Genomic DNA, 20239 nt, shown 5'->3' on the forward strand with positions numbered 1-20239 from the left:
ATGAAGTTGAAAATTCTACTACTCGCGATTACGTTATTATCTCTTAATAAGGCATGGTCGCAATCGCACATTGAAACCACTCAGGAACTCATAAAAAGAGTTTTACCAAAACAATACAGCAATTTTAGCACGCAGGGCCTGGCCAGCAACAGCGGCATGGACGTATTCGAAATAGAAAGCAAAAATAACAAAATCGTTTTAAGAGGTAGTAGCGGCGTAGCGCTGGCTTCCGCATTCTATTATTATTTAACAGAATATGCACATTGCCAGATAAACTGGAATGGCGAAAACTTAAAACTGCCTGCAAAACTTCCATTAGTACCAGCTAAAATCAGAAAGGAAACACCTTATCAATACCGTTACTATTTAAATTATTGTACGCTGAATTACAGCATGAGCTGGTGGGATTGGCCTCGATGGGAAAAGGAAATAGACTGGATGGCATTACATGGCATAAATATGCCGTTGGCCATTACTGGCGAAGAATACACCTGGTATCTGCTTTATAAAGAAATGGGCTTTTCTGACGATGAATTGAAAGGTTTTTTTACAGGCCCTGCGTATTTTTCGTGGTTTTGGATGGGAAATATAGATGGCTGGGGCGGACCACTGCCGCTTGCGTGGATGAAAGAACACTTTGAATTGCAGAAAAAAATCATCCAGAGAGAACGTTCTTTAGGTATGAAACCGGTTTTGCCTGCATTCACCGGGCATGTGCCGGCTGCATTTAAGTTAAAATATCCAAACGCAAAACTTAAAGCCACCAACTGGACGAATGGTTTTGCAGATACCTATATTCTGGATTCGGAAGACCCGATGTTTGCGGAAATTGGTAAAAAGTTCCTTCAGAAACAGACAGAATTGCTTGGAACAGATCATTTATATTCTGCAGATACGTTTAATGAAAATGAACCGCCATCTGCAGAGCCTGATTATCTGGCAAAACTGAGTGCAAGAATTTATGATGGCATGTCGCAAGCCGATGCAAAGGCCGTTTGGGTAATGCAGGGATGGCTTTTTTATAGTGACAGAAAGTTTTGGAAAGCACCCCAAACCGAAGCCTTATTAAAAGCGGTACCAGATGATAAAATGATTCTGCTTGATTTGGCAACGGAAATTGAACCGGTTTGGAAACGTACCGAAGGCTTTTATGGTAAGCCCTGGATATGGAACATGCTGCACAATTTTGGTGGTAATACCAATCTTTTTGGCCGGATGGACGTTGTTGCAAAGGCACCCGCAGAGGCACTTGCCGATGCTAAAAGTGGCAAAATGAAAGGCATAGGCTTAAGTATGGAGGGAATTGAACAAAACCCTGTACTCTACGAGCTTATGATGGCGAATACCTGGCAAAGCAAGCCCATAAATCTGGATGCATGGCTACCAAAATATGTTAAAAACCGTTACGGAACCGACAGCAAAGAAGCACAAAAAGCCTGGTCAATATTAAGGAAAACAGTTTATACAGTACCTACCGATAAATATATCCGTGATGGTGCGGAGTCAATTATTCAGGCCCGGCCAACTTTGGATTCGCTTTCCCGGTGGACAAACACAAAACTTAATTACAAAGAAAAAGATTTACTTCCAGCCTGGGATGCACTCATTAAAGCCGCCGATGCTTGCAAAAACAGCGACGGTTTTCAATATGATTTAGTTGATGTAACCCGGCAGGTGATGGCAAATTATGCCTTGCCTTTACAGCGAAAATTTGTTTCGGCTTTGGAAAAAAAAGATTTGCAAAATTTTACCCAAGACAGTAAAAAGTTTTTAGAATTAATCAGCGACATGGACTTACTCCTGGCTTCGAGACGTGATTTTTTACTCGGCCCCTGGGTTGCTGGTGCAAGGGCTTGGGGAAGAAATGAAAAGGAATCTGCCCTTTATGAAATGAATGCAAAGAATTTGATAACGCTTTGGGGTAATGAAGAAAGTCCGCTGCATGAGTACGCCTGCAGGCAATGGAGTGGCCTAATGAACGATTTCTACAAACCGAGATGGGAAATGTTTTTTGCAGCAGCAACAAGTTCGCTGAAGCAAGAAAAACCGCTCGATATTCCCGCTTTTCAACGCGAGGTGGCAAAATGGGAATGGAAATGGGTAAATAAACGAAAGGATTATCCCTTGCAAACAAGTGGAAACCCCGTATTGCGTTCGATTGAAATGTATAAAAAATACAGAAAGCTAATGGCCGATGAAAGTTATAGAAAGTAATATGAAAAATAGGTTTGGGCTGTTGTTTGCTTTGGCCATCATCGTTATGCTGAGCAGCCTCGAAGCTTTTGGGCAGTCTAAAATCTTTAACATCGTTGATTTTGGCGCAAAATCCGGACTTGATAAAACCAATACCATCGAGATTCAAAAAGCCATAGATGCAGCAGCTAAGGTAAAAGGCAAGGTGATAATTCCATCCGGACAGTTCGTAACCGGGCCTCTTCGGCTCAAATCTGGAATTGAACTTATCCTAAACGATGGGGCGGAATTGTTAGGCAGTACTAACCGGCTCGCTTACGGCAATGGTGATGCAGAACCGCTCATTTCTGCCTTTCAACAGGAATCAATCACTATAAGTGGAAATGGAATCGTTAATGGCCGAGGTGCTGAAGTCGTAAAAAATTTGTTGGCTTTACTTCATCAGGGAATACTGAAAGATAAATCCTGGACGGCTAAAAGGCCAGACGAATCAAACAGACCAAGGCTAATTGCTTTCAGCGAATGCCGCAACATTTCGGTTAAAAACATCACCATTAAAAATAGTGCTGGCTGGGTTCAGGATTTCGCAAACTGCGTTGGGGTAAAACTTGATAGCCTGAAAATTGAAAGTACAGTTTATTGGAACAATGACGGAATTGATGTGGTAAATTGCAAAGACGTTAGCATAACCAATTGCGACATAGACGCTGCTGATGATGGAATCTGTCTAAAATCGGAAGGTACCCCGGGCATTTGCGAGAACATCTACGTTGCAAACTGTAAAATTCGCTCAAGCGCAAATGGATTTAAACTGGGCACCGGTTCGGCGGGAGGTTTCAGAAACATTAAGGTTAGAAACATTACGGTTTATAACACTTTCCGCTCCGCAATTGCACTCGAAGCAGTAGATGGAGGCTTTATCGATGGAATTGATATTCAGGGTGTTGTTGCAAGGTATACTGGTAATGCAATCTTTATCCGCCTCGGCCACCGGAATACAACTGCTAGCTACAGTACCTTAAAAAATGTAAAAATCGTTGATGTTATAGCAGATATCCCAAGCGCCAAACCTGACGCCGGTTATCCACTTGAGGGACCGCTTCCTAAATCGGCACCCCATAACCTGCTGCCGATAGTGCTGGCCGGAATTCCCGGACACCAAATTGAAAATATCTTGCTTGAAAACATTTCCGTCAGCTACGGTGGTGGTGCTTCAAAAGCAATTGCGAATATCCCTTTAGAAGCGCTGGATACTGTTACCGAGAATGAAAGCGGATACCCTGAGTTCTCGATGTTTGGCGAGCTTCCTGCATGGGGCATTTATGTGCGGCATGCTAAAAACCTGAAAATGAAAAATATTAAGTTAAATTACTTTACAACTGATTTTAGAACACCTATTGTATTTGACGACGTGGACACACTTGATTTAAATGGTCTGGTGGTTGAAAGAAGTGAACAAAAACATTCCATTGCGTTGAAAAACGTGACTAACTTCAGCATTGAAAATGCAAATCTGCCCGGTTCGAAGGTTGAGCAAACTTTAAAATTATAGTAAAACCTTGCACAGGCCATCAAAATTGATATCGAATGAGAATTTTTAGAAAAACAGACGTACAATATTTCGCCTTCTTTTTTATTGCGCTGCTTTTTGTTGGAACCAGCGCATTTAGTCAGCAGGCTGACCTGGTGCGATATGTTCAGCCTTTCTCCGGTACCGCCGCAAGTACAACCAAGGCAAGTGAACATGTTGAAGATAAAACTGAACGTCTTGCCAATACAATTCCAGCTGTTGGCCTTCCCTTTGGGATGACGCAATGGACGCCACAGACGCAAATTACCGAACAGAAGTGCCTTGCTCCTTACTACTACAATAACAAAAAAATATACGGATTTAGGGGCACGCATTGGATAAGTGGTTCTTGCACTCAGGATTATGGAAGCTTTACAGTAATGCCAATATCGGGCAAACTCCGCACATTATGGAAAGACTATGGAACAGATTACAGTCACGATGGCGAAGTAGCCTCGCCCGCTTACTATAAAACGCAATTAAAAAAGTACAACTTAACGGTGGAGATGACTTCGAGTTTACGTTGTGCCATGTTGCGCATAACCGCGACAAAGGCCGACAGCATTTACCTGCTCATCACCCCGAACAGCGACAGGCAGAAAGGTTATATAAAAATTGATAGGGCGAAAGGCGAAATTTCGGGCTATAATCCTGCCTACAGACTTTACCAGGGTTTAGGCCAGCCAGCTGGTTTCAGCGGCTATTTTTTCATCAAAATAAAAAAGACAATTTTAACAAGCGGAACTTTTTCGGCCGGACAGCTTTATAAAGACCAAATCCTAAGCAATAAAAAAGATATTGGGGCTTATGCAGGTTTCAAACTTAAAAAAGGCGAACAACTGTTGTTAAGCTGCGGAACGTCTTTTACCAGCATTGCGGAAGCCAAAAAGAATTTAAACGCTGAAATCAATGCTAAAAACTTTAATGAACTTAAAGCTAAAGCCACGGCAACCTGGGAGGCATCACTCGCACAGGTTAAGCTGCAAGACAAAAATGAAAGAAGCAAGAGAATTTTCTATACGACCTTATATCATGCGCAGCAACACCCAAGATTATTTAGTGATGTAAGCGGAGCCTACCCCGAATTTGCAGGTAACAAGCAAACCAAAAGATTAAAAGGAGCTGATTATTACGATGATTTTTCCATGTGGGACATTTACCGGGCCCAATTGCCTTTGATGGAATTACTAAAACCTAAACTTACCGGTGCTTTCGTAAATTCGCTCGTGTTAAAGGGGCAACAAGGAAATTGGCTGCCAATATTCCCGTGTTGGAACAGTTATACTTCTGCTATGATTGGAGACCATACAACTGCATTTATTATATCAGCTTACAATAAAGGGATCCGCTCGTTTGATGTAAATGAAGCTTATAGGCTTATGCGGAAAAATGCGTTTGAAGTTCCAGACGACGCAGATTATTTACAGGGAAAGGGCCGACGAGGCATCTCCAGCTATCTAAAATATGGCTACATTCCGTTGGAAGATAGTGTTCCAAACGCTTTCCATAAAAAAGAGCAGGTTAGTCGCACGCTTGAATATGCATACGATGACTATGCATTATCAACGATGGCCAAAGACTTAAAGAAAACAGCGGATTTTATTGAACTTGAACAACGCTCAAAAAATTATAAGCATGTTTTTGACACTTCTGTTGGCATGGTTCGCGGGAAATTTGCCGATGGAAGCTGGTACAAACCCTTTTATCCGGATCATCGCGAAAGCTACATCACGGAAGGTACGCCGAGGCAATACAGTCTTTATGTTCCTCAAGACATTCCGGGACTTACAGCCATTTTAGGGGGGAAAAAGAATCTGGAAAATCAGCTTGACTCGTTATTTGAAAAGAACCAATACTGGCATGGAAATGAACCCGGCCATCAAATTCCGTTTATGTACAACTTTACTGCTGCGCCCTGGAAAACCCAAAGAGCAGTTGCAAAGTTACTTGATGAGGAGTATGATGACGGACCAGGCGGTTTAAGCGGAAATGATGATGCCGGGCAGATGTCGGCCTGGTATGTTTTCAGTGCGCTTGGCTTCTACCCTGTCGATCCGGTTTCGGGAAATTACCAGTTATCGACACCATTATTCGAGCAGGCAACCTTGAAATTAGAATCAGGCGTTTTACTAAAAATCACGACTGTAAAAACAACTGATAACGCCGGTTACATTTCAAAGGTTCTACTAAATGGCAAAGCGTTGAGTAAACCTGAAATAAGTCACGCTGATTTATTAAAAGGTGGAACACTTACGTTTTACCTTCAAGAGAAAATTCCAGAAAGTAATCCCTTCAACAAAAGATAACAAATCGCTGAATACCAATGAATAGCGTCGGCGTTTGAAAAGGAAACCAGTTCCGGAACATTTGCGGGGTGAATAACCTTAAGTCCAGATGCCGAAACAGCCAGTTAAAAAGATATTTGTGGGTGTTTGCTTATGCGCCATTATAATTATCTTTCTAGCAAAATTCAGTTTAGAATGAGTACGACAATTATTAACGCACTAACCGCCTTAATCGACTTTAGCGATGCGGAATTGGCAGAATTTATGGAAGCGCTGAAACCCCGAAAGCTGAAAAAAAATGATTTCATGCTCGAAGCTGGCACAATTTGTAAATCTATGGCGATAATTAATACCGGCGGACTTCGTTACTACAGCATTACGGAAAAAGGAGAACAAAGTAATTGGTTTGCGTTTGAAGGCGAGTGGTTGGGTGATTACGAAAGTTTTTTAACGCAGCAACCTTCGTTACACTTTATTCAGGCATTGGAAGATACAGAAATCTTCTGCCTGAGTTATGATGACATGCAAAAATTATACAGCAAGGGCATCAGATTTGAGCGATTCGGCAGACTTATCGCCGAAAACTTATTCATCAGTACCGAAAGATCCAGACATGATCTGGCTAATCTCCCCGCCGATCAACGCTATCTAAACTTAATCAACAGATACCCAAATATTTTAAAACGAATTCAAATTCAGCACATTGCAACTTACCTTGGCATACAACCACAAAGCCTTAGTCGCATTCGTAGAAACATTGCCAGCAAGAAAAACTGATGGCTTTAAAATACTCAAAATAGTAACCTATGTTATTTTTTGTTGCGTTGTCTTTGCAGACTTTAGCACTTAAATGAGAACACTTCTATACCTTTTTAAAAGCCAAGACAAGCAAGCGAAGCCGCTTTTATATTTTGGATTTAGTCAATTTGCCCTGGCGCTTTTGTTTGTAATGCTTTTACCATTCGAGCATCGCCAGGTGCTGGGAATAAACCTGTGGATAAAACCGTTAAAGTTTGCGGTTTCAATCGGCATTTACTGCATCAGCTGGGCCAAAATCCTTCCTTATTTATCGAATACAAAAACTAAAAAATATTTTATTTGGTTTACAATTTTTGCGATGGCATTTGAAATGCTCGCAATTTCCAGTCAGGCTGCCAGGGGGCAGCTTTCTCATTTTAATCAGTCTGGAACATACAATATCGTGGTTTACGCATTGATGGGAATCGTTATAACAGCCCAAACTTGTTTTGCATTATATGTTGGCATCAGCTTTTTTAAAAACCAAAACATCAAAATTGAAGTAGCAATGCTTTGGGCAATCCGATTTGGCATCGTTATTTCATCTGTTTTCGCATTACAAGGCGGATTTATAGGACAACGCATGGCGCACACGGTGGGCGCACCAGATGGTGGGCCAGGATTGCTGTTTTTTAACTGGAATACAACCTACGGAGATTTGCGAATTGCACACTTTTTTGGCCTCCATGCTTTACAGATTCTACCTGCATTTGTTTGGCTTGGAAAATTAAGGCGTCCGGCACCTGTCATTATTTTTGGGGCTATTTATTTTATTTTGGTCAGCTTTCTTTTTTACCACGCATTACTGGCAAAAGGCTATTAATTGATTGTACCTATTCAGTTTTTATTTGAGAAAACAGCAAAATCAGGGGCAGCAGAAACAGAAGAAATCCGCAAGGCCGTGTGTGTGGTAAACAGGAAATATTTTGCCCTGGCAGGTTGTAAAACGGCGCTTAAAAATCTGTAAAAGAAAAATTACAAAAATAAATCTACTGGCATTCAGTTCGTTGGAAAGCAATTTCATATTGACCTCGCATCGGGGCATATAAGAGCCTGTAAGCGTAACGCGGGCATCATTATTGAATAGTCTTCATTACACACAAAAACACACAAATGAAACAATTATTTTTTATTGCACCACCGGCTATAGTAGCCAGTGGCTGTGCTTGGCTTGGCAAAAGGCAAGTTACCCAGGCAGACCCAACCATGGGTATGGGAGAGGATGAATTTAAGCCAAAAGAACAACGGGCAGAGCGTATCTATTTGTCGGGCGATTCTGCTACTTACAAAACAAATGTTGCCAACAACACCCTGTATTGGGCAGATAATGTTTACCATTTTTACAAAGGAAAACTATCCTGCTTCGAACAAAAAACTCATTTTTTTAATACTAACACCGTAAAAATTGAGGAGGCCAAAAAATGAAAAAGCTACTATTCATTTGCCTGTTGGCAATCTCGGCGATGAGCTGCAGAACTGTTTCTTTTTACGAACCAAAGTTCGAAATCGGCATGACAGAAACAAGCTTTAAGGAAGCAAATAAAAAAGCAGAACTGGTATCGTCTACTAATGATGGAATAAAAATTTATCGAACCACTCTAAACACCTGGATACCGCGGCCAGAACCATATTCTTTCTTTTATTTTCAGCAGGGAAAACTGGTAAGGTTCATCAAATCAGACCGGGGAGACGATTATAAATTTATATAAAATTAAAAAAGCCTTCAAATTGAAGGCTTTTTTAATAAATATTTTGAGTCACTTAGGCTTTATTTTTCGTATCCTGAACTTCTAAACGAATCGCCTGCGCTAAATTTTTTAAATCTTGCATGCCCTTACGTATGCGTGTACCAGCTGCGCTATTTCCTTTGTTGTAAAATTTGTCTGCGTCAGCTTCCAAAGCTGCAACTAAACTTTTAACTTCTTCGAACTTTTTCATTTTTAATGGCTCCTGTAAATTTTTAGGTTTTTAGTTTTTTTAATGTAACTCTAATTTAAAGCGTTTAACTAACAAAAAAAACTTTTAAAGGGTTAAAAAGTGCCGTTTAAAGTGGTTTTTTTCCACATTCAGCGAGTTTATAAACATATATCACGTTAAAAATAGAGATAACTTATTTACAGACAGGAAATTACAAACAAACTTATAAAAAAAAGCCCCCTAAATTATCTTTAGAGGGCTTTAAATTATTGTGAATATTATGCCGTAGCAAATTGATTTTCTTTGTAATAGCCGTTTTCCAGCTTCTCAGCAACCTCGCTAAACGCATCTAGAGTCCGCTGAACGTCTTCAAGGGTATGTACCGCAGTTGGAATCAGGCGTAATTCAATCATTCCCTTCGGGATAACCGGATAAACCACAATAGAACAGAAAATGCTGTAATTCTCGCGTAAATCGAAAGTAATTGCCGTTGCATCTGATAGTTCACCTTTTAAGAAAACCGGTGTTACAACAGAATTGGTTACGCCCAAATCGAAACCACGCTCACGAAGACCTTTCTGTAAAGTCATCGCGATTTCCCAAAGTTTATCTTTTAATTCCGGTTTGCTTTTTAATAGTTCTAAACGTTTTAGCAATCCCTTTACCATTGGCATTGGCAATGCTTTAGCAAATGTTTGCGAACGCATGTTATAGCGAAGAAAGTTTGTAATCTCTTCTGTAGAAGCAACAAAAGCCCCGATTCCGGCCATTGATTTTGCGAAGGTTCCAAAGTAAACATCAATTCCTTCTATGCAATCCTGCGCCTCATGTGTTCCGGCACCGGTTTCGCCCATGGTACCAAAACCATGTGCATCATCTACAAGGATGCGGAAATTAAAATCTTTTTTTAACTCAACGATTTCTTTTAGCTTACCCTGAGCGCCACTCATTCCGAAAACGCCTTCAGTAATTAATAAGATACCACCACCAGATTCATTTGTAAGTTTTGTAGCACGTTCCAGTTGTTTTCTGGCACTATCGATATCATTATGCTGATAAACAAATCTTTTGCCCATGTGCAAACGCAGTCCATCGATAATACAGGCATGCGATTCTGCATCATAAACGATTACATCATTTCTATCTACCAGCGTATCGATAATAGATACCATGCCCTGGTAACCGTAATTTAACAGGAAAGCATCTGGTTTGCCAACAAATGTTGCTAATTCCTGCTCTAGCTGCTCATGATATTTTGAGTTGCCACTCATCATCCTCGCCCCCATTGGGTATGCCATACCGAATTCGGCCGCCGCATCTGCATCAGCTTTCCTAACCTCAGGATGATTGGCTAAACCTAAATAGTTATTTAAACTCCAAACCAAGTGCTCTTTTCCTTTGAATTGCATGTGTGGTGCAATTTCTCCCTCTAATTTTGGAAATGAGAAATACCCATGAGACCATTTCTGGTGCTGACCAAGCGGACCCATGTGCTTTGCTATTTTATCAAATATATCCAATGTAATATGTTTTTTATTGTACTGAAATTGTTGCGAATTTACGGTTTATTAGGCTTAAAATCAACAGGCTTAATCTGTTGCTTGTCAATTAACTGAATTTAACAATCTAATTTTATGCCAAAAAAGCCCCGAAATATCGAGGCTTTAAATTTATGTTTGGTTTATACTAGTCAACATTGTCGTGCAAAAACGAGTTATTTGGTCTAATCTCAGTTCCGCCATCCTGATCATTACTCAGTGTAAAACGGCTAACCTGCGATTCAGATGAATGCTGAACCTGCTGCAATTGCATTTGCTTACGCTTATAAGCCGGCTCATTTTCTAACTCCTGCAAACCATTAGTGGTACGCAGTTTCATGCTTAAATCTTTCAAACGCATAATACGTTCTCTTGATTTTTTTAACTGTTCTTCAACCGATTCATCATTTTGATTATCGTCTAAACCCACTGCCGGAAGCTCTGGTTCTGGAATTGAAGGAATTTCTGCAACGGGTGTCTCGAAAACGAATTCCGTTTCTGCAAGCTTAATTTCAAATTCGAAGCCAGTTGGTTCTGCTGTTTCCGTTTGCGGCTCTTCTTCAATTAAAGTATGGCGAACAACATCATTTTCAGGTTCCTGATATTTTGGTGTTTCAGCTTTGCTGAACATTCCACCAAATAAATCGGCCTGAGGTGCTTCTTCTTTAGCTTTAAGCACCGGCTCGTATGATGGCGCTGCTTTCGGCTGAATAAATGAGTTAACAGGCTCTACCGGACGAACCAATGGCGCCTCTTCTGGTGTTAGCAGAGATATTTTCTTTTTATTTTTTTCTTCGTTAACGCGTTCTTCTGAAGTTTGGAAACCCGTTGCGATAATCGTGACAGACAGTTTATCGTCTAAAGTTTCGTCGGTACAGTTACCCCAGATTAAATCAGCAGATAAGCCTGCTTTCTCCTGAATGTAATCGGTGATGATTGAAACCTCATCCATCGTTACCTCACGCAAACCCGAGCTGATGTTTAATAAGATATAACGGGCACCTTCAATTTCATTATCTTTTAAAAGTGGTGAAGCCAAAGCGCCTTCCACAGCCTGTAAAGCACGTTCCTCACCATCTGCAGCAAAACTACCCATAATGGCTACGCCACTGTCTTTCATTACCGTACGCACATCTTTAAAATCCACGTTGATGTATCCCGGAACAGTTATAATTTCTGCGATGCCCTTTGCAGCAGTTGTTAAAATATCGTCTGCCTGCCCGAATGCTGAGCCCAAAGTTAGGTTTCCGAAAATTTCACGCAACCTATCGTTTGATATAACCAGGTAAGAATCTACATATTTTTTCAACTCTTCCATACCCTCATCGGCCTGCAACCTGCGTCGCTTGCCTTCAAATGAAAATGGTGTAGTTATGATTGCCACAGTCAAAATATCCAGTTCTTTGGCCGCTTTAGCAATAATCGGACTAGCGCCTGTGCCGGTACCACCACCCATTCCTGCTGTAATAAACAACATTTTGGTTGTGCTGCCAAGCATTGCCTTGATATCATCTATATTTTCTATCGCCGAATTTTTTCCAACTTCAGGTATAGAACCAGCACCCATCCCCTCGGTTAAACTAGCACCCAATTGCACCTTGTTAGGTATCGGACTAGATTCCAAAGCCTGGGCATCGGTATTACAAATAATAAAATCCACACCAGTAATACCCGATAGGTACATATGGTTTACTGCGTTGCCGCCACCGCCACCAACACCAATTACCTTGATGATTGACGACTTATCTTTTAACATTTCGAACTGCATAATCTTATGAATCAGTTGTTTAAAAATTCTTAAATTCTGTTCATTACCAAACGTAATATTAACACTTTTTCCACACACGTTTTCCACAACTGTTCATAATGTGGAAAACTCATCTTTTGTTGAAAAAAACTATCCTTTCAGGTAATCTTCGTCGCTAACGTCCATGTCATCCTGAATAAAAGTTCTTGTTTTGGCAAGTAACTTATCAAATAAACCAGGACCACGTTTTTCTTTCTCTTTTGCTGTTTTAGGTTTTTCAACAAAAACGCCCGGCTGTTTCATTTCCTCTATCAGCTCTTCTGCCTTTTGAATTCCTTTAATTAATAAACCAACGCTTGTTGCATACATTGGGCTTTTCAAATCATCGTAAATAGTTTTCGGCATATCTTCGTATTTCGATAAATGCTCGTTAGGATAACCAATTCTGCAATCTAAACCGGTAACGTATTCAACAGCCTGGCTTAAATGCTTAAGTAATGCACCGCCACCGGTAATTACAATACCACCAATTAATTTTTTCTCGTAGCCTGAAGCCTTGATTTCGTAATAAACATGCTCAATAATTTCTTCCATACGGGCCTGGATAACGTAAGCAAGGTTTTTAACCGAAATTTCTTTTGGCTCTCTGCCACGCAATCCAGGTACACAGATAATTTCGTTTTCTTTATTTTCTTCTGCCAGTGCCGATCCAAATCGTGTTTTCAGCAATTCGGCCTGGTTGCGCATTACCGAGCAACCTTCTCTAATGTCTTCAGTAACACTGTTTCCACCAAAAGGAATTACGGCGGTATGACGAATGATTCCCTCATGGAAAATAGCGATATCAGTTGTACCCCCACCAATATCAACCAATGCAATACCAGCTTCTTTTTCCTCATCGCTCAACACCGATTCAGAAGAAGCCAAAGGCTCAAGAATTAAATCCTGAGTTTGCAAGCCTGCATTATTAACGCATTTGATTATATTTTTAACGGCCGTAACCTGCCCCGAAATGATGTGAAAGTTTGCTTCCAAACGAACCCCAGCCATGCCGATCGGGTCTTTTATACCCGGTTCGTTATCAATCGTAAACTCCTGCGGCAAAACATGAATAATTTCTTCACCCGGAGGCATAACAAGTTTAAACATGTCATCAATCAGTTTATCAATGTCTTTTTTGCCGATTTCGTTGTTTAATTCCCTTCTGGTTAAAATACCGCGGTGCTGCAAGCTTTTAATGTGCTGACCCGCAATGCCGACATTAACCACCTGTATCTCTACATTTGATTGTCCGCTGGCAATTTCAACAGCCTGCGCAATGCCCTGTACAGTTTTTTGGATGTTGGATACCACACCGCGGGTAACCCCTGCAGATTCGGCTTTCCCAATTCCTAAAACTTCAATTTTACCATGTTGTGTTCTGCGGCCTACAATAACACAGATTTTTGTAGTACCAATATCCAGGCCGACTACAATTGGAGACTGACTAGTAAATTTTGCCTTGTCCATATTCGTTAATTTTGTTGAGTTATATATTTTGTTTTTCTAGGGACTTATTTAGTTTTCTTTGCTGCTGTTTTTTTCGAATCGGCCTTTGCAGCTTTTTCCTTTGCCATTTTTTCCGCAAATGTCAAGGTTTTTTTCGCCTCAGGCTTTTTCTCGGCCACTTTAGGTTTTTCTTTGGCGGGCTCAGGCTTTTTCTCTACCGTTTTTGCCTTCTCCTTTTTTACCTCAGTGATTGCCGGCTTAGCTTTAGGCTTTTCCGTTTTAACTTCTGTTTTGGGTTTCGCGGCAATAACCGGCTGCGCATCACGCTGCCCGGGCTCACGGTCGTCGACTACAGTTTCGCTCTTTATCGCATCGGCAATCGAATTCCGAATTAAAGAATCAGAAACCCTTCTGGTAACACTTATGCTGTCAGCACTCGATAAAACCCTGTCTTTTTTAGCAATTAAAGATGAATCTCTTTTCTCGCAAACAATTTGATTCGTGTATTTAATATTGATGGTTCGATACGTTTCCCACCCAACCTGTGGCATTGCTTTCTTGTAAAAAACCAATAGGTTCTTCATCTTCTTATCCAGAGAATCTGCGCTTCCCAAAATAATCCGTTGATTGCCTACCCTGGGTATCAATTCGATATCATTTTTCCCATCTACAATTATCTGTTCGATTTGGTTATCCCACAGCGTATCTTTTTTAATGTACTGTGCGGTTTTATATAAATCCCGGGCCATCTGTGTTCTCAATGTATCAACACGAGATCCAAATACTTCCTGGATATTACCAGTTGCAACAAGTACATTGGCAGTAAAGTTTGGCGAAATCGGCATTTTTAATCCATCATTGTCAATATAAAAATCCTGACCGGTGATATTCAGCACCCTTAAAATTGGTTGTCGCTGCTTTATTTCAATTCTAAGCACACCGTCCATATCTGCATACACCTTCGCGAAGCCGATATAAGGGTTCGCCCTTAGCTTTTGCTCAATCTGGTGGATGTTAATCTGCTCTAATTTTCTGCCGACTAAAACGCCCTGATCTTCACGCAAAATCTGGTCAACTTCTTCCCGCTCAATAAAATTGTCGGCGCCGGGAATCAATATCTTCACCTCGGTGCATTTTACACTTTGCTTTTTAACGTTGATGAAACTTAAAAGCACCACCACGCCCGCCAGGCTTATCAGCCAGGCAAAGCCAGTAAAAATTGCGCTCCAGTTTAATCGCTTAAGCATTGTTTATTGTGTTTTTTAAGGGTTCAATTAATGTATCTATATCACCGGCACCAACCGTTAAAATTAGCTCAGGTGTGGTTTTCTTAACATGCTGAATAACAAATTCTTTTCCGCACACCCTTTTATCGGTCAATGTTATTTTATCAAGTAAAAACTGAGCATCTATTCCGTCAATAGGCAATTCCCTCGCAGGATAAATATCAAGCAAGAGCAGTTCATCTGCGGTGCTTAAAACGCTGGCAAACTCATCTGCAAAATCTTTGGTTCTGCTAAATAAATGCGGCTGAAAAATAACTGTTAATTTTTTTTCAGGATATAACTGCCGCACCGCATCAAAACAGGCTTTTAATTCCTCGGGATGATGGGCATAATCGTCTATATATATTTGGGTGTCTTTGTTTACAATGTATTCAAAACGGCGCTTTACGCCTTTAAAATTTTCCACCGCCTGTTTAATTTTCTCTGTATCGATGGATAATTGTAAAGCAATGGCGATGGCAACTGTTGCATTTTCTACGTTGTGTTTCCCAGGCAGCATCAACTTTAAATCGCGAATGGTATGGTTCGCATCGTGGTAATCGAAAACAAACTTTGCGCCTTCTACCCGAATATTTTCCGCTCTTGCGTCGGCAGTGCTATTGGCTGCATAAGTTGTGGCATTTGCAATGGGTAATCCCTCATGTGCATATATGTGGCCAGCAGGTTTGAGTTGATTTGCGAAAAGGTGAAATGACTCTTCAAGCTGACTTTTATCACCATAAATATCAAGGTGATCTGCATCCATTGAGGTAATCACTGCAACATCCGGATGGAGTGTTAAAAACGATCTATCGTATTCATCTGCTTCCACCACAACGACATCGTTTGCGCCAAACAGCACATTTGTATTGTAATTGCTCGTAATCCCACCTAAAAACGCAGTGCAATCGTAGCCCGTATCTTTTAAAATGTGGGCAACAATTGATGAGGTGGTTGTTTTACCATGCGTACCCGCGACGGCAATGCAAAACATGCCTTTACTGATAATTCCTAAAACCTCTGACCGTTTTTTTAGACTGAATCCTTTATTTTTAAAGTGGTTTAATATTTTGGAATCCTTTGGAATTGCGGGGGTGTAAACAATGAGCGTGTCATCGTGATTACCTAGAAAAGCGCAAGGCAAAGCAGATGCCTCATCCAGGTAGGATACGAGTATGCCTTCCTGTTCAAGCGTTTCAGTAAGCCTGGTACGCGTCTTATCATAGCCACAAACAGCCAATCCGCGTTTGGCAAAATAACGGGCAAGCGCACTCATACCGATACCACCGATACCAACGAAATACACCCTGTTTATTTTACCTAATTCCATTTATTCATGTTTAAAGCAGAAAGATTAAAGCTTTAAGCTTTTCTTTCTACCAATTTAAGCTGATGGTTGAAGTACAAAGCTCAAAGTCACCTTTCAACCGTTCAATTATCTTTCTTTTTATTTCTATTTTCTTAAGCTTGCCTTCTTAACACTTGCAGGCATCTTGTTTGCAATTTCGTATCGTTTATTTACTTCAGCCCTTAACCTTTCGCCTATTAGTCCTTACCCTTTTACCAGTTTCAAAACCTCATGTGCAATAATTTCATCTGCCTGTGGCAGGGCCATCCTGCCAATGTTTTCGCTAAGCGTTGCACAATACGCTTTGTCGTTTAGCAGCCTCAATGCTTCAGCTACCAAAGTATCTTCTGCAGAGCGGTCGTTTATTAATACTGCCGCATTGTTTTTTACCAGTGCCAAAGCGTTTTTGGTTTGGTGGTCTTCTGCTACATTTGGCGATGGAACCAGAATTACCGGCTTTTTTATCAGGCAAAGTTCTGCAATGGTTCCGGCGCCTGCTCTACTGATGATTACATCAGCTGCCGCGTACGCCAAATCCATCTTATTTAAAAATTCCAGAATGCGAACATTTGGATGGTATTCTAAACCCAGTCTCTCAATTACGCCTTTATAATAAAACTTGCCTGTTTGCCATATCACCTGAACATCCTGAGCCAGAATTTCGGGCAAATGTTTTTCAATGCTCTTATTTAATGTTCCGGCACCCAGGCTTCCCCCTGTAACCAGAATTGTTTTCTTCAATGGATCGAGCTTTAAAAGTTCGGCACCAGAGTAGTGTTTACCTTTAATGTCTACCACGTCCTGCCTAACCGGATTGCCCGTTTTCAGAATCTTAGCTTCCGGAAAGAATTGTTCCATGTCATCAAAAGCAACACAAATTTTTGCTGCTTTTTTTCCCAGCCACTTATTGGTAATGCCTGCATAAGAATTCTGCTCCTGTATCAGGTACGGAATTCCTTTTAGCGATGCAGCGTACAATAAAGGCCCGGAAGCATAGCCGCCAACTCCAACAACTGCATCTGGCTTAAAGTCTTTAATCAGTTGCATTGCCGCCCTAACGCTGCCCAGTAATTTGAAGGGTAAGCCCAGATTTTTTACAATTGAACCCCGCTGTATACCACTAATATTTAAACCAACAATTTTATAGCCGGCAGCCGGAACTTTTTCCATTTCCATGCGGCCAATAGCGCCCACAAATAATAATTCACAGCCAGGCACAATACGTTTCAACGCATTGGCAATGGCAACGGCGGGAAATATGTGCCCGCCTGTGCCACCTCCTGATATGATAATTTTTGGGGAATTATTCATTTTTCTTTAATTACTGAAGTTGCTTGTTTACCATCACTAAGGTCGCTAAGCAGTCTTAATTTCTATTCATTTAATTATCCAGATTGCCTTGTCATACCTGCTCGCAAGTATGCGCAACCTTTTAACCCATTGCCGGGATTTCTCCAACAATCACTTTATTACTCACTTTTGATTTATCTGCCACCGCTTTCCCGGCAACATTTTCTTCCACATCGCGGCTTACGCTTAAAATAATGCCGAAAGCCACGCTGGTAAAAATCATCGATGTACCACCCATACTCACCAATGGTAGCGGCACACCCGTAACCGGACCAAGGCCCACCGCAACAGCCATGTTTGCGAAAGCCTGTATGGTTAAACTGAAACTTAGTCCGGCCGCCAGTAAGGCACCAAACGCCTTGGGTGCCCGCGTTACAATTTTAATGCATCGGTATAAAAGCACCAGGTAAAGCAACATAATCACCATTCCTCCAAACGTTCCCCATTCTTCAATAATAATGGCGAAAATAAAATCGGAATAAGGATGCGGAAGGAAATTGCGTTGTGTACTATTACCTGGTCCTTTACCGAAAACACCACCAGTGGCCAATGCAATCTTTGCCTGGTCTGCCTGGAAAGTCTTATCTGAATGCTGCATCTCCGGATGAAGAAATGACTTTATCCTGGATGCATAGGTATCCCGCCTCGGACCTAAAAAAACAACAAACATTAATAATATAGCCCCGCCCAAACAAACCAACGAAATTTGCTTAATGCTGATACGGCCAATAATTAAGAGCAAAATACTAACCCCAAAGAGCATCAATGCGGTAGATAAATTTGCCAATGCGATTAATACGAATACCACGCAAACAGAGCCCATAATAGGAATAAATGACTCTTTTACATCTTTAATGTTCTCCTGTTTTTTGGTAAGCATTCTGGCTAGAAATGTAATCAAGGCCAGTTTCGCCAAATCGGATGTTTGAAATGTTAACCCAATAACTGGAATTTTCACCCACCTGGAGGCATCATTTACGTTCGCTCCGAAAATCAAGGTGTAGAGCAGTAAAGGAATTGTGATAATCATCAGTATTTTGGAGATACCTGCATAGTATCTGTAATCCAACAAGTGAGAAATGTAAATCATTCCAATCCCCAGTAAAACAAAAATCAAATGCTTGGTAAGCAGCAATTTCTCTACTGCTTCGCCACGTTTGTAAGCAAGCGTTCCTGTGGCGCTGTAAACAGCCATCACAGAAATAAGCGAAAGCAGGATGATGATTAGCCATATCCATCTGTCGCCTTTTGTTTTATCTAGCAAAACCTGAAACATTGTTAAACCTCCTTCTATAATTCTTTTACAGCCGCCTTAAACTGATTGCCGCGGTCTTCATAATTCTTAAATAAATCGAAACTGGCACATGCCGGCGAAAGCAATACCGCATCACCACGTTTCGCCAGGTGAAAAGCAATTTGGGTGGCTTCCTCTGCCGAAAAAGTATTTACAATAACCTCTACGTCATCTTCAAAAGCATCATGAATGCGTTTGTTATCTTTGCCAAGGCAAACAATTGCTTTCACTTTACTTTTAACCAAATCTTTAAGCATGTTGTAGTCATTTCCCTTATCAACACCCCCCATAATCAGTACAACGTCGGTCGTCATGCTTTCCAGCGCATACCATGTCGAGTTAACATTGGTTGCCTTACTGTCGTTAATAAAATCAATTCCCGAGATTTTGGCCACATGTTCCAGCCTGTGCTCAATATTTTTGAAATTACCCATACTCTCGCGAATGGTATCATTTCTTAACTCTAACACTTTCGCCACAATGCCTGATGCCATAGAGTTGTAAATGTTGTGCTTGCCTTGTAAGGCTAATTCTGAAATAGACATGGTGAATTCTTTATTTGGTTCAATAAGGATGTGAATAGTTTCGCTTTCCAGGTAAGCACCCGGTGCAGCTTTTTTTAAAATTGAAAAGGGGTATTTTGTTGCCTGGATTTGTATTCCCTCCATAGCTTTCAAAGTTTCCTGATCATCGGCACAGTAAATGAATACATCACTTTCGGTTTGATTTTGGACAATGCGCATTTTTGAAGCCGCATAATCTTCAAGTTTATAATTATACCTATCTAAATGATCGGGCGTGATGTTAAGCAGGACTGATATATCTGCTTTAAATTCATACATATCATCCAGCATAAAGCTTGAGATTTCGAGTACATACCAGTCGAACGTTTCATCTGCAACCTGAGCAGCAAAACTATGACCGATATTGCCTGCTAGCCCTACATTTATACCCGCGTTCCTCAGGATGTGGTAGGTAAGTAAACTCGTTGTTGATTTGCCATTGGAACCGGTGATGCAAACCGTTTTTGCATTGGTGTATCTTTTGGCAAACTCAATTTCCGAAATAACGGGTACGCCCTGCTCTGCCAGTTTTTTTACAATTGGTGCAGTTGCCGGAATGCCAGGACTTTTTATAACCTCTGATGCATTCAAAATCAAAGCTTCCGTATGAGTTTCCGACTCGAAAGGAACAACCAGTTTTTCGAGCGCTGCTTTATATTTATCCGTTATTACCCCGAAATCAGATACGAAAACGTCAAAGCCTTTTTGCTTTGCCAACTTAGCTGCACCAACACCGCTTTCTCCTGCTCCCAGAATCACAACACGGCGCTGCCCTGCCATTGCTGACGGAGTTTTGCTTGCTATGTTCTGATTTGTATTCATTTTTTGGTTGTTGTTCGTTTTTTGTTGTTTGTTTTTCGTTAATCGTTTCGAGAAACGATGG

Annotated in this window: 16 protein-coding genes; 7 read left to right on the forward strand and 9 right to left on the reverse strand. The window is 41.0% G+C overall.

Features of this window, described 5'->3' with window-relative positions; genetic code table 11:
* The 7 genes from ASG14_RS12800 to ASG14_RS12830 all read left to right on the forward strand — a co-directional run bounded on the left by ASG14_RS12800 (window position 1) and on the right by ASG14_RS12830 (window position 8555).
* On the forward strand, window positions 1–2214 hold the full coding sequence (locus ASG14_RS12800) for an alpha-N-acetylglucosaminidase (RefSeq protein ID WP_056871433.1): 2214 nt from the start codon (window positions 1–3) through the stop codon (window positions 2212–2214).
* Window positions 2195–3745 (forward strand): glycoside hydrolase family 28 protein, encoded by a 1551-nt coding sequence (locus tag ASG14_RS12805; RefSeq protein ID WP_056871434.1) that lies wholly within the window; start codon window positions 2195–2197, stop codon window positions 3743–3745. The genes ASG14_RS12800 and ASG14_RS12805 overlap by 20 nt, the downstream gene beginning before the upstream one ends.
* Before the next feature lie 35 nt (window positions 3746–3780).
* Complete coding sequence (locus ASG14_RS12810) at window positions 3781–6069, forward strand: GH92 family glycosyl hydrolase (protein WP_056871435.1); 2289 nt, start codon at window positions 3781–3783, stop codon at window positions 6067–6069.
* Window positions 6070–6243: 174 nt separating this feature from the next.
* Window positions 6244–6825: a Crp/Fnr family transcriptional regulator gene (locus tag ASG14_RS12815; protein ID WP_162238736.1), complete on the forward strand. Its 582-nt coding sequence runs from the start codon at window positions 6244–6246 to the stop codon at window positions 6823–6825.
* Between the two features lie 73 nt (window positions 6826–6898).
* The gene (locus ASG14_RS12820; protein ID WP_056871437.1) at window positions 6899–7669 is read left to right on the forward strand and encodes a hypothetical protein; all 771 of its coding nucleotides are present in this window, start codon (window positions 6899–6901) and stop codon (window positions 7667–7669) included.
* A gap of 290 nt (window positions 7670–7959) precedes the next feature.
* Complete coding sequence (locus ASG14_RS12825; RefSeq protein ID WP_056871438.1) at window positions 7960–8271, forward strand: hypothetical protein; 312 nt, start codon at window positions 7960–7962, stop codon at window positions 8269–8271.
* Window positions 8268–8555 carry a hypothetical protein gene (locus ASG14_RS12830; protein WP_056871439.1) on the forward strand — a complete coding sequence of 96 codons (288 nt, stop codon included), beginning with the start codon at window positions 8268–8270 and terminating at the stop codon, window positions 8553–8555. Before ASG14_RS12825 ends, ASG14_RS12830 begins: the two co-directional genes overlap by 4 nt.
* Before the next feature lie 52 nt (window positions 8556–8607).
* Here the strand turns inward: ASG14_RS12830 and ASG14_RS12835 are convergent, their stop codons facing one another.
* The 9 genes from ASG14_RS12835 to murD all read right to left on the reverse strand — a co-directional run bounded on the left by ASG14_RS12835 (window position 8608) and on the right by murD (window position 20178).
* The gene (locus ASG14_RS12835) at window positions 8608–8784 is read right to left on the reverse strand and encodes a hypothetical protein (RefSeq protein ID WP_056871440.1); all 177 of its coding nucleotides are present in this window, start codon (window positions 8782–8784) and stop codon (window positions 8608–8610) included.
* Between the two features lie 257 nt (window positions 8785–9041).
* Window positions 9042–10283: an aminotransferase class I/II-fold pyridoxal phosphate-dependent enzyme gene (locus ASG14_RS12840; protein WP_056871441.1), complete on the reverse strand. Its 1242-nt coding sequence runs from the start codon at window positions 10281–10283 to the stop codon at window positions 9042–9044.
* Window positions 10284–10449: 166 nt separating this feature from the next.
* Window positions 10450–12069, reverse strand: coding sequence for a cell division protein FtsZ (gene ftsZ, locus ASG14_RS12845; protein ID WP_056871779.1), 1620 nt, complete (start codon window positions 12067–12069; stop codon window positions 10450–10452).
* Between the two features lie 129 nt (window positions 12070–12198).
* Window positions 12199–13557, reverse strand: coding sequence for a cell division protein FtsA (ftsA, locus tag ASG14_RS12850; RefSeq protein WP_056871442.1), 1359 nt, complete (start codon window positions 13555–13557; stop codon window positions 12199–12201).
* 44 nt (window positions 13558–13601) lie between these two features.
* Window positions 13602–14783 carry a hypothetical protein gene (locus tag ASG14_RS12855; protein WP_056871443.1) on the reverse strand — a complete coding sequence of 394 codons (1182 nt, stop codon included), beginning with the start codon at window positions 14781–14783 and terminating at the stop codon, window positions 13602–13604.
* Window positions 14776–16131 (reverse strand): UDP-N-acetylmuramate--L-alanine ligase, encoded by a 1356-nt coding sequence (murC, locus tag ASG14_RS12860; RefSeq protein ID WP_056871444.1) that lies wholly within the window; start codon window positions 16129–16131, stop codon window positions 14776–14778. Before murC ends, ASG14_RS12855 begins: the two co-directional genes overlap by 8 nt.
* A 222-nt stretch (window positions 16132–16353) precedes the next feature.
* Entirely contained in the window at window positions 16354–17460 is a 1107-nt protein-coding gene (gene murG / locus ASG14_RS12865) for an undecaprenyldiphospho-muramoylpentapeptide beta-N-acetylglucosaminyltransferase (RefSeq protein WP_056871445.1), read from the reverse strand.
* Between the two features lie 121 nt (window positions 17461–17581).
* On the reverse strand, window positions 17582–18775 hold the full coding sequence (locus tag ASG14_RS12870) for an FtsW/RodA/SpoVE family cell cycle protein (RefSeq protein ID WP_056871446.1): 1194 nt from the start codon (window positions 18773–18775) through the stop codon (window positions 17582–17584).
* Window positions 18776–18789: 14 nt separating this feature from the next.
* Window positions 18790–20178 carry a UDP-N-acetylmuramoyl-L-alanine--D-glutamate ligase gene (gene murD / locus ASG14_RS12875; protein ID WP_056871447.1) on the reverse strand — a complete coding sequence of 463 codons (1389 nt, stop codon included), beginning with the start codon at window positions 20176–20178 and terminating at the stop codon, window positions 18790–18792.
* Window positions 20179–20239 lie beyond the last annotated feature (61 nt).

This window comes from Pedobacter sp. Leaf194 (assembly GCF_001423945.1).
Classification (GTDB): Bacteria; Bacteroidota; Bacteroidia; order Sphingobacteriales; family Sphingobacteriaceae; genus Pedobacter.

Coding starts and splice junctions, on each gene's coding strand:
- ftsZ (WP_056871779.1), bottom strand. CDS start 12,069: ATGCAGTTCGAAATGTTAAAAGATAAGTCGTCAATCATCAAGGTAATT.
- ASG14_RS12825 (WP_056871438.1), top strand. CDS start 7,960: ATGAAACAATTATTTTTTATTGCACCACCGGCTATAGTAGCCAGTGGC.
- ASG14_RS12815 (WP_162238736.1), top strand. CDS start 6,244: ATGAGTACGACAATTATTAACGCACTAACCGCCTTAATCGACTTTAGC.
- ASG14_RS12870 (WP_056871446.1), bottom strand. CDS start 18,775: ATGTTTCAGGTTTTGCTAGATAAAACAAAAGGCGACAGATGGATATGG.
- murG (WP_056871445.1), bottom strand. CDS start 17,460: ATGAATAATTCCCCAAAAATTATCATATCAGGAGGTGGCACAGGCGGG.
- ftsA (WP_056871442.1), bottom strand. CDS start 13,557: ATGGACAAGGCAAAATTTACTAGTCAGTCTCCAATTGTAGTCGGCCTG.
- ASG14_RS12855 (WP_056871443.1), bottom strand. CDS start 14,783: ATGCTTAAGCGATTAAACTGGAGCGCAATTTTTACTGGCTTTGCCTGG.
- murD (WP_056871447.1), bottom strand. CDS start 20,178: ATGAATACAAATCAGAACATAGCAAGCAAAACTCCGTCAGCAATGGCA.
- ASG14_RS12820 (WP_056871437.1), top strand. CDS start 6,899: ATGAGAACACTTCTATACCTTTTTAAAAGCCAAGACAAGCAAGCGAAG.
- murC (WP_056871444.1), bottom strand. CDS start 16,131: ATGGAATTAGGTAAAATAAACAGGGTGTATTTCGTTGGTATCGGTGGT.
- ASG14_RS12805 (WP_056871434.1), top strand. CDS start 2,195: ATGAAAGTTATAGAAAGTAATATGAAAAATAGGTTTGGGCTGTTGTTT.
- ASG14_RS12810 (WP_056871435.1), top strand. CDS start 3,781: ATGAGAATTTTTAGAAAAACAGACGTACAATATTTCGCCTTCTTTTTT.
- ASG14_RS12800 (WP_056871433.1), top strand. CDS start 1: ATGAAGTTGAAAATTCTACTACTCGCGATTACGTTATTATCTCTTAAT.
- ASG14_RS12830 (WP_056871439.1), top strand. CDS start 8,268: ATGAAAAAGCTACTATTCATTTGCCTGTTGGCAATCTCGGCGATGAGC.
- ASG14_RS12835 (WP_056871440.1), bottom strand. CDS start 8,784: ATGAAAAAGTTCGAAGAAGTTAAAAGTTTAGTTGCAGCTTTGGAAGCT.